Annotated in this window: 7 protein-coding genes; all 7 read right to left on the minus strand. The window is 49.7% G+C overall.

Annotation, left to right across the window (positions count from 1 at the left end):
• Window positions 1-16: 16 nt before the first annotated feature.
• The 7 genes from BLT35_RS18765 to BLT35_RS18795 all read right to left on the minus strand — a co-directional run bounded on the left by BLT35_RS18765 (window position 17) and on the right by BLT35_RS18795 (window position 6,974).
• Window positions 17-781, minus strand: a complete 765-nt coding sequence (locus BLT35_RS18765) for a sugar phosphate isomerase/epimerase family protein (protein WP_074729408.1) — start codon at window positions 779-781, stop codon at window positions 17-19.
• 32 nt (window positions 782-813) lie between these two features.
• Window positions 814-1,632 carry a carbohydrate ABC transporter permease gene (locus tag BLT35_RS18770; RefSeq protein ID WP_074729410.1) on the minus strand — a complete coding sequence of 273 codons (819 nt, stop codon included), beginning with the start codon at window positions 1,630-1,632 and terminating at the stop codon, window positions 814-816.
• Window positions 1,629-2,564, minus strand: a complete 936-nt coding sequence (locus tag BLT35_RS18775; RefSeq protein WP_254611456.1) for a carbohydrate ABC transporter permease — start codon at window positions 2,562-2,564, stop codon at window positions 1,629-1,631. Before BLT35_RS18775 ends, BLT35_RS18770 begins: the two co-directional genes overlap by 4 nt.
• Before the next feature lie 63 nt (window positions 2,565-2,627).
• The gene (locus tag BLT35_RS18780; protein ID WP_074729412.1) at window positions 2,628-3,944 is read right to left on the minus strand and encodes an extracellular solute-binding protein; all 1,317 of its coding nucleotides are present in this window, start codon (window positions 3,942-3,944) and stop codon (window positions 2,628-2,630) included.
• A gap of 194 nt (window positions 3,945-4,138) precedes the next feature.
• On the minus strand, window positions 4,139-5,152 hold the full coding sequence (locus BLT35_RS18785) for a LacI family DNA-binding transcriptional regulator (protein ID WP_074729414.1): 1,014 nt from the start codon (window positions 5,150-5,152) through the stop codon (window positions 4,139-4,141).
• 112 nt (window positions 5,153-5,264) lie between these two features.
• A complete protein-coding gene (locus BLT35_RS18790) occupies window positions 5,265-5,486 on the minus strand; it encodes a hypothetical protein (protein ID WP_054817455.1) in 222 nt (73 codons plus the stop codon).
• 141 nt (window positions 5,487-5,627) lie between these two features.
• On the minus strand, window positions 5,628-6,974 hold the full coding sequence (locus tag BLT35_RS18795; RefSeq protein WP_074729416.1) for a sulfatase family protein: 1,347 nt from the start codon (window positions 6,972-6,974) through the stop codon (window positions 5,628-5,630).
• Between the last annotated feature and the right edge of the window lie 102 nt (window positions 6,975-7,076).

The following is a 7,076-nucleotide window of genomic DNA, read 5'->3' on the forward strand; positions in this document are numbered from 1 at the left end:
TATCCTTTTATCCTTTTTATAAACGGGACAAATAATTCTCACACAGCCATTGCATACTGATCTCTACACTTTCAAGCGGCGGATTTTGACACCGGTCCTGCTCCACAATAAGCCACTCGACATCGGCATCCGAGGCGGCTTGAAGCACCTCGGGCAGATGGATAATCCCTCTTCCAAGCTCCAGCGTATCGATGCCGCCGTCTTCGGCATAGCGGAAATCCTTCAAATGCAGCAGCGGAAGGCGTCCCGAATATTTGGCGGTATACGCCAACGGATCCTGACCGACATATTGCACCCACCCAAGATCCATTTCCACCTGGGCCAAAACAGGAGGCAGCGCATCGTACAGCGCGTCGAAGACAAATTGCTCCCCTACTTTCTCTTCAAATTCGAAGGCATGGTTATGATAAGCGAACTGCAGACCATGCTTTTGCGCTTTCCGGGCAACCTGTTCAAAAAAGGAAAAATGCCGCTCCCAATCTCTTCGATCATCCTGAGGAATATTAGGGCACACGATATATTCAGCTCCAATGGTCTTCAAATAGGCGATCTCGTTCTCCAGATTGTCCTGGAGAAGATGATACCTCACATGGCTGCCGATCGCTTTTAAATTCAACTCTTGGAGCAAGCTCTTCATCTCTTCGGCGGGCACGTCGCCGTAACCGGCAAACTCCACCCCTTCGTACCCCAGCTCAGCGACTTTACGCAGCGTACTGCGGAAATCTTTGGCCGTTTCGTCACGCACCGTATACATTTGCAAGCCAATCCCCATTCGTTTCAATGGAATCTCTCCCTCTCCGAATTGTTATCCCATTATTTCACCGCTCCTCCGGTCAGTCCCGTAACGATTTTTTCCTGGGCCATAAAATAAACCGTAAGGATCGGTAAGCTAGCCAAAGTCAGAGCGGCCATTAATGCGGGAACATTCACCGTTAATTCTCCGTAAAATTTCTGCATTCCGAGCGGCAGCGTCATGTTCTCCGGGCTCGAAATCAAGACCAGAGCGAAAATAAACTCCGTCCAGATATGAATAAAATTGTAGATCACAATCGTAGCCACCGCAGGCGTAAGCATCGGCAGAATAACGTTCCAAAACATTCGCATATGACCGCAGCCGTCGATTTCTGCGGCTTCTTCCACCTCGCGGGGAAGCTCCGACATGAACTGGGTCAATATAAATATCGAGATCGGTAAGCTAAACGCGACATACGGACCGATTAAAGCCGGAAGAGAGTCACTTAAACCGGCATTGCGGGTCAGAATAAAAATCGGAATCAGCGTAGAATGAATAGGCAGCATCATACCCGACACCAGCAGCAGGAATACCGGCTTATTCAAGCGGAATTTCAATCTGCTCAGCGGATAGCTCGCCAAGGCTGCGATGAATACGGTAAGCGCAACCGATATCGATGTAACGATGACGCTGTTGAAGAAATACGCCACAAGTCCTTTTTCAAACGCCAGGATATAGTTGGAGAATTGAATCGACGTGAACAACGAGAACGGATCCATAAAAAATTGTTCCTGCGTTTTGAAGGAGGTCGCAACCATATATAGGAACGGGTATCCCGTAAAGACCAGCAGCGCAACGGCAAGGATGTACTGGGGAACAAGCCTGATCGTCGCCGTCATGGCATCGCCCCCTTCTTCTTGCGGCCGGCTTCCATAACTTGGATGACGCCCGCTGCTATGAATGCCAGCAGGAACATCATAAAGGCCACCGCACTGCCATAGCCCATATCAAAATGAATAAACGCCTGTTTGTACATGTAGGTACCCAGCAGCTCCGTACTGCCGTTCGGTCCTCCACCCGTCATAATATAGAAGATGTCGAACGCTTTTAACGAACCGACAATGGCCAAAGTCGATGAAGTCACGATCGTCGGCATAAGAAGCGGAAGCGTAATATGCCAAAATCGTTCAAACCCGCTCGCTCCGTCTATGCTTGCCGCCTCGTACAGATCCTCCGAAATCCCGACGATCGCCGCTTTAAACAAAATCATGTAAAAGGGCGCGTACTGCCAAACAATGACCAATAAGATAGCGCTCATCGCCGTCTTCTCTTCGCTGAGCCAAGCGACATATTCGAAGCCGAACAGACTGATCAAACGGTTGACCACGCCATTCAAGGGATCAAACATGAAGATCCACAGCATACCAATGGCTACCGTCGACATCAAAAAAGGCATGAAGTAAATCGTCTGAAACAACCGCTTGCCCCGTATGGGAGCAAACAAAATCAACGCCATGATCAACCCCAATGGAATTTGAAGAAAAACCGAGGTGAAAATGATTTTGACGTTATTCAGAAACGCCTTCCAAAAAACAGGATCCGAAAAAAGAACGGTATAATTTTGCAACCCGATAAAGGTTTTATCCGCTCCGCCCTTCCATTGATAAAAGCTGTATTGAGCCGTCCCGAATATCGGATACAGGATGTAAATGCAGTAAACGATCAGTGCCGGCGCAAGAAACAAGCAAATGGTCAACCTTTTATCGAATTGTTTTTTTCGGCCCGGGCTCAGCGAAGTCGCTGCAGGGTAAGAATATTCTGTTTTTTGCAAGTTCCCCACATCCTTCCTGCACAGGTTGAGAAAATAGGGGGGGAGAATCCCCCCCGTCCTGCTTTACTTCAAGATTTGCTTCGCTTTTTCTTCCATTCGTTTCGCCGCTTCCTCCGGAGTAATCGACAATCCGAACAAGGCCTGCGTCGTATCCTTATGCAGCTCGGCCAATTCCGCCGGCAGCGTTTGGTCATAAGGCCAAAACATCGCTTTGGCATTCGCCGACATTTCGGCCAGCCGTTTAGCGTATACGTCTTTGTAAGTTACTCCATTGATCGCAACAGGAGAAGCCGTACGATCCGAATAAGCTTGTGCGGTTTCCAGGCTGGTCAATTCCTTAATCAATTCGATAGCCAAATCCGGGTTGGCCGACTTCTTGGATACGGACCATACCGGAGCCGTGGTGGCTTGAAGGTTGCCCGGATCGCCTTTGCCTCCCGGCAGCGTCGGGAACGGGAAGAAATCCAATTTGGCCTCAAAGCTCGGCGCTTCCGCCCGCATGTTATTTACGAACGCATTGGACATCAGCATCATGGCCGCTTGCCCCGTGTACATCAGCTGGCGTCCTTGACCCGCATCGTAGGCAATGCCGTTGAAGCCTTTGTTAAACGCTTCGCGTTTGGAAAGCTCTTGAATGTACTGCCCTGCCTTCACATAGCCCGGATCGTCAAAGCCGCGGCCCTGACGTGCGAACGCATGGTTGAACAGCTCCGGGCCTTCCGCGCGGTCAGCCAAATACATCAAGTAGTAAGCCCCCGGCCATTTGGGCTGGTTGGCCAATGCGATCGGGATGACTTTATTTTGCTTCAGCGTATCGACGACATTCAAGAACTCCTCCCAAGTAGCAGGGGGGTTGATCTGATGTTTGGCAAATATCTCTTTATTGTACCAGAACACGGACAGGGAAAGCCCCAATGGCAGCCCGTATACTTTATTGTCGAAGGTCGCATTGGCTAAAGCCTGTTGGTTATAAAGGCTCGAATCGAACTGACCCGTAATTTCCAAAACATTGTTCTGACCGACAAACTCTTTCAGCCATCCGCCGCCCCACGAATGGAACACATCGGGCGGATTGCCTCCGGTCATCGCTACAGCAAATTTTTGTTTATAGGTGTCATTTGGCGTTTGCAGCGTTTTGACTTCGACGTCCGGATGCTTCGCTTTGAAACGTTCTACCGCTTCCAAATATACTTTTTCTTTCTCGCCGGGATCGATATACCAAAACTCCAGCGTTTTCTTGCCTCCGCTATTTCCTCCTGCCGCCGGGGTGCCGGATGACGTTCCGGATGTGCTTCCTTGTTGGCTCGTTGGTGTTGTGGAACTGCTGCAAGCCGCCAAAATAAGGGAGATGGCACTTAACATGACCATTGTTTTTTTCATTCCAAACCCTCCTGAACATGGTAATGAAGGATAAAACAACACCGAAAAATGGAGCCCGTTAATGGGATCGCTTCATCACCCCCTTCAAGCCGTATGGTTTTGTGTTTGCATCGGGATTGATTTGTAATCGATTACAAATCAATCGTTTGTTCATGTCCTGAAAGCGGACACGAACCTTGTTGTATTGTAATCGATTACAAACGGTTTAAATGAAATCCGCAGGATTCGCGGATGACTAACTCGTCATTCAGAATCACATGTTTGCTGCTTAAAGGCTCGCCCTTCATCATGCGGATCAGCATTTCTACCGATATTCTGCCCAAGTCCTCTTTAGGCTGTGCCATTGTAGTCAACGGCGGTTCACAGATCAATGCCATTTTGATGTCGTCAAATCCGACCACCGCAAATTCATCCGGGATGGATATCCCCAGTTTTCTGGCTGCTTTCATAGCCCCAATGGCCATTTCATCACTTGCCGCTACCAATGCCGTAGGAGGGTTGGGGGAGGCCAGCATCTGCAAGGCCAGGTCATAGCCGGATTGAAAATAAAAGTCTCCTTCACAAACCAGGGATTCATCGACAGCCAATCCATGGGCTTCCATCGCGGAGAAAAAGCCTTCCTGCCGCTCCTTGCTCAAGGAAAGTCCAAGGGGGCCGGAAAAATAGGCGATTCTGCGGTGGCCCAACCGGATGAGATGTTCGGTTGCCGTTTGTGAGCTTAAGCGGTTGTTATTGATTACAAAAGGAATGTCTGCGGGTGTCTCTTGGTGCCCTACAATCACAACAGGGTGCTTGTCTATTACACGCTGTATTTCTGAGGGATGCATGCGAGGATACAAAAAAATCACGCCATCAACCATTTTTTGCTGCAGCAGGTGCAAATATTTTTCTTCCATCTCCGGCGATTTGTCGGTATCTCCTAACAGAACCTGATAACCGTTCTCAAATGCCGTATTCTGTATGGATTTTAAGATGTAAGAAAAAAACGTGTTCATAATGTTGGGGATCACAACCAAAATACTGTTGGTTTGCAGCTTTCTAAGATTGCGGGCCAACATATTCGGTTGGTAATTCAGCTCCTCAATAGCCCGATATACCTTCTCGCGATTTTTCGGGGAGACTTTCTCCGGATTGGTATAGACGCGTGATACGGTCGCGACGGATAACTTGCATCGTTTAGCTACATCATCCATCGTCACCTTTCGCATTCCGACACCCCCTTCTTTATCCCTTGCCGCATCGAATGTAATCCATTACATGTATGCGTTTACAAAGATTCTAATACAAGATATTTCCATTGTCAATACAAAATCTGGATTTTCAGCTTTTTATTCCCGGGAAACGCCTCTCTATGCATTGAATGAATTCGCCATACGCATCCCGCAAATCGGTTATCGTGATCAGCTCGGGCGTATTGGCAATCTCCTCGGGCGAATGATCGCCCAGAATACTATCAAGCCCCTGATAGTTAAACTTTAAATCCTTATACGTTTGATCCAGCTTCTCCAGCACGACTCCGATTAAGGTTTGATATTGTTCCATGTTTGCTCTCCTGCATTTTTTAACTCATTGTATCATAATGACCTCTGCAGCGGACAATGAAAAAAGACCGTATTCCGGTGAATAACGGTCTTTTCAATCATGCGGCGCTTCAGGAAAAAAGGGGGTTATTCGCCCGGTTACTTACCTGGAGGCGTTACTTCCCTTAGCGGCATAAGCCGTACCGTTCCGGTATTCCGAATCCCATTCGGGAGCCAGTACGCCCGGTACCTTGCCTTTTAACAGCGGATCATTCGTTTCCCGCATTCTGCGCTCTACGCGTTCACGCAGCTCAAGCAGTATATCCCTGAATGCCGGATCTCCGGCCAAGTTGTTGGTTTCAAGCGGATCCTGGGACAGATCATACAGTTCCTCGGGGACATTGGGCACGTAATATTCGTCCCTTACTGCACGCCCGGACAGGCTGCGGTGAATATCCAGCGGCAAGTAAACGGACGGCCCCGGCTCAAAGTTGCGGATATATTTGTACCGTTCCGTGCGGATTCCGCGCATAGGGTGGTACAAATCATGCCACGTCAGCTCGCAGAAAAAATGGTCCCGTACGGAATCCTCTTTCCCTTCGAGCAGCGGCAGGAAGCTTCGTCCGTCAAGGTCGGCGGGCAGCGGAGCTCCGGCCAATTCCAGCAGGGTCGGCATTAAATCGATATTGCAAAGCAGCTGCCGCTCTGTCCTGCCCCCTGCCCATTGCTTCGGCCACGATACAATCAGTGCGGTCTCCAATCCGCTGTCGAACAGGGTGCCTTTGGCCCGGGGGAACGCTATGCCGTGATCCGTCGTGTAGATGACGACCGTGTTCTCGTCCAGCCCCGTTTCTTTCAAGGCATTCAGAATACGTCCGACGCCAAGATCAAGCGTCTTGGCCGAACCGTGAAGCAGGGCGAAATCATCGCGCACATCCGGCGTATCCGGAAGATAAGCCGGGGGAACGGCCTTTTCCCTAGGGTCCGCGGCATGCTCATATTCATCGAAATCCCGGTGCGTTTCAAAAAAACCGACAGAGGCAAAAAACGGCTTCCCGCCCTCCTTCGCCTTTTCTCTTAAAAAGGCGGCGGTTCGTTCACCAACCGCAGGAGCTCTGTCGCCCGGGACGGAAATGACTTCCTCATAACCGAGTGCCTTGCCCGAAGAAAAGTTCGTCCCGCCGGGCTCCCCGATCGTCTCATGGCTTAACCCGATCAAAGCCGTTTGATACCCTTCCTTGCGGAGTTCCATCGGCAGCGTAGCCACGCCGTCACGAATGGAAAATCCAAGATGGGCAAGCCCAATCATGCCGTGATTATGCGGGTAACGTCCGGTAATGACGCTTCCCCTGCTGGGACTGCATTGGGGCGCCGGACAAAAATAGTTGTCGAAAAGAACGCCCTGAGCGGCCAAACCGTCGAGATTCGGCGTTTCTACAGGTCGTCCGTAACAGCCTAAATATCTTCCCGTATCATGCGATATCATGAGAAGAATGTTTGGTTTATTCATTGATCATACTCCTCGTATAGTATGTTTAGAATCTTCTTTTTGAAGAATTTCCAGTTAATCTGCAGTGAAACTATGGTGGACGTAGCCGACCCGCACCGCAGC

The sequence above is a fragment of the Paenibacillus naphthalenovorans genome, from assembly GCF_900099895.1.
GTDB classification, from domain to species: Bacteria; Bacillota; Bacilli; order Paenibacillales; family NBRC-103111; genus Paenibacillus_G; species Paenibacillus_G naphthalenovorans.

Coding starts and splice junctions, on each gene's coding strand:
- BLT35_RS18770 (WP_074729410.1), bottom strand. CDS start 1,632: ATGACGGCGACGATCAGGCTTGTTCCCCAGTACATCCTTGCCGTTGCG.
- BLT35_RS18795 (WP_074729416.1), bottom strand. CDS start 6,974: ATGAATAAACCAAACATTCTTCTCATGATATCGCATGATACGGGAAGA.
- BLT35_RS18780 (WP_074729412.1), bottom strand. CDS start 3,944: ATGAAAAAAACAATGGTCATGTTAAGTGCCATCTCCCTTATTTTGGCG.
- BLT35_RS18785 (WP_074729414.1), bottom strand. CDS start 5,152: ATGCGAAAGGTGACGATGGATGATGTAGCTAAACGATGCAAGTTATCC.
- BLT35_RS18790 (WP_054817455.1), bottom strand. CDS start 5,486: ATGGAACAATATCAAACCTTAATCGGAGTCGTGCTGGAGAAGCTGGAT.